Origin of the sequence: Mesorhizobium sp. M0802, assembly GCF_040320115.1 — a bacterium.
In the GTDB taxonomy this organism is placed as follows: Bacteria; Pseudomonadota; Alphaproteobacteria; order Rhizobiales; family Rhizobiaceae; genus Mesorhizobium.
The window spans coordinates 1-2,664 of record NZ_JAMYOY010000053.1; the positions used below are offsets into that span (position 1 = coordinate 1).

At 54.5% G+C, this 2,664-nt stretch carries 2 protein-coding genes; one reads left to right on the forward strand and one right to left on the reverse strand.

Features of this window, described 5'->3' with window-relative positions:
* The first annotated feature begins 403 nt into the window (after positions 1-403).
* Positions 404-1,159, forward strand: a complete 756-nt coding sequence (locus NKI10_RS30795) for a GntR family transcriptional regulator (RefSeq protein WP_023820403.1) — start codon at positions 404-406, stop codon at positions 1,157-1,159.
* 759 nt (positions 1,160-1,918) lie between these two features.
* Here NKI10_RS30795 and NKI10_RS30800 read toward each other — a convergent pair.
* Positions 1,919-2,664 (reverse strand): beta-keto acid cleavage family enzyme (locus NKI10_RS30800; protein ID WP_352862607.1); only part of this gene is annotated, 746 nt, incomplete at its 5' end.

The window sequence follows — 2,664 nt, forward strand, 5'->3', positions numbered from 1 at the left end:
GCCGCCAAACCGGATACTTCCTCCCGTCACTGCGGCACTGCCGCGTCAATGGCTTAGCCATTGTTCAGGGCCGACTCGTTAGTTGCCGAAAAGGGAGAAAGAGATCGCGTGTTCGGTAGACAGATTATATGCCGAGACGCGATTTTCGATAGCTTTTTTCAGTTTGACGCATTAATTCATCCCGACCGGGTAGTCGGGTGACTTCACAAGTTGATTGATTACCTTAAGGTTCAGAGTAACTCGAGACGAGTGTCGCCTTCTCAGATTCCGCAATGACACGGAGTCGGTCGCTGCACTCTTGCCTGCCTAGAAGGCTTCCTTCCGAGGTAAGAGTTGGTGGTGCGAAAGTTAAGAACACGGATCGAGATTTAACGAATTGAGGAGTGGCGACGGTTTGAAAAGGATGATCGAGAGCCGAGATGGTAGCAAGGTGTTCAATACACTGCGGCAAGACATTCTCAAGCTGACGCTAGCTCCAGGGTCTGTAATCGACGAAGCTGGAATCGCCTCACGACATTCCGTTTCTCGGACGCCAATCCGCGAGGCGATCATTCAGTTGATATCTGAGGGGCTTGTCATTCGGGATCGACGCGTGGCGCGCGTGGCGCCGCTAAATTTCGATGACTTGCCTCGGATATTTGACGCTCTGACTATGTCGACCCGAATTGTACAGCGACTTGCTGCAGAAAAGCGGACCGCCGCTGACCTGGGGCATATCGAGAAGCGTATGGTCGAGTTTGATGGGCTTTGCGATAAGCGCAACGGTTTGCAACGCCAAGATGCTAATGTCGAATTTCACATGAGCATTGCGCGGGCAGGTCGCAACCAGTTTTTTGCCGATTTCTATGAGCGAATGCTCTTGACTTCAAGTAGGCTCTCACTTGCGTGCTTTTCTGTCGAAGGGGAAATCGAAGATGGCAAAAGTGATGAGTTACGACAGCATCTAGAGAAAACCAGCGTTCAGCATCACCAGATTTTCGCCGCGATAAAAAACCGCGACATCAAAGCGGCTGATAAGCTAGCCATTGAGCATCAAACCCTGTCCTTCGCTAGGTTGAAGGTAGCCATTTTCGCCCGTTCGTCCGAGAGTTCTGTCAAAATGTCCCTAGATCCGGTTCGCAGCAGAGTGTGGGCCGATCCAAGCTCTAAAAACACATAGATGCAAGTGCACATGAAAAGTTTGGCGCGCTGTCCAAAGCAGCACACTCTAAGCGGCAGATGACAAGGTAACCATCACTCGCCTGAACAGGCTGGTTTTCCGTGATCGTGTCGACATTGTTTCAGATTGCATAGTCCGCAGGATTTACTCCGCCACTGGATACGCGGCCGTGTGTAATCAGCGCGGCTGCCATTCTTACGGAGCCACAAGCCTTGTCCAACTGAACCGCCCAGTTTCGGGACCAGCGGATGGTAGAGTTTTCCGCGCTATTTTCAGGGAAGCGGGCTCGTGGCGCTTGCCCGATTCAGTTAGACCGGTACCTTGTTGCCGATCTCACCATGCCGCCATTCCTCCGTCTTTTCGCGGGCGCGGTCAGAGGGTCACGGGGGCAACCGGGCGTTCGGCGAGCACCCCCTCCCGGCTGGTCCAAGAGATCGAGGACGCGGGTCGCCAGATACGGGCCGGGACTGTCATTTCGAGGAAATCCTCGAACTCGACACGCCGTCGCTTTACAGGGTCCCCGTCAGTTGCCTGACGTAGGATCGGTTTGGGTCAAACCGATCCGCGCCATAAGCTTCTTCAAGGCCGGCAACCTGCTGATCTACTAGCGATCGCCATCGTCAACAGCACCATCAATGACGCTCCGACTGAAGGGGGCATAGTGTCGTCGGTAACCTCGAATATGCAGGAACCCATTAGACGCCACAAGCCGGCAGTTTTTGCCGGATTCGAGGAGCGCGATCGCTGGCGAAGGCAACATCACCAGCGCTTCTGCAATTTCAGTTTTTCGCGAACGTCTTTCGCACTCATGATCCGCGAACCCATGGCCTCAGCAATCACGACCGCGCGGGCAACCAGCGCCCCGTTGGTTGCAAGCAGGCCTTTATCAAGCCAAAGATTGTCCTCAAGGCCGACGCGGATGTGGCCGCCGGCAGCAAGAGCCACCGAGGTATAGGGCAACTGGTTTCGGCCGATCGAAAAGGCGGAAAACGTCCAATCCTCCGGAAGTCTTTCAATCAGAGCGTTGAGCGTCGTGAGATCGTCCGGCGCGCCCCAGCGGATACCCATGCAGAGTTGCACCATTACAGGATCGCTGAGCAAACCTTGCCCGTGCAACCATTCGGCCAACCACAGGTGTCCAGTGTCGAATATCTCGATCTCGGGTTTTACGCCGCAGTTTAGGACTTGCGCAGCCATTTCCTTCAGCATGGCCGGCGTATTGGCCAGCACATAATTTTCATTACCGAAATTAAACGTCCCGCAGTCTAGCGTGCAAATTTCGGGCAGAAGTTCTTTGACATGCAGAAGGCGCTCGGTAGCGCCGGCCATATCGGTACCAACAGCGTCGAGCGGCATGGGTTGATCGGCAGAACCTAAAACAAGCGCGCCGCCCATTCCGGCGGTGAAGTTGATGACCACATCGACGCCCGATCTCTTGATCAAATTCAGAACCTCTTCGTAGAGATGCAAATCACGCGCGGCTTTGCCGGTTTCGGGGTTGCGTA

Bases quoted from the DNA above. Each gene is read 5' to 3' on its own strand.
- NKI10_RS30795 (WP_023820403.1), top strand. From the start codon at position 404: ATGATCGAGAGCCGAGATGGTAGCAAGGTGTTCAATACACTGCGGCAA.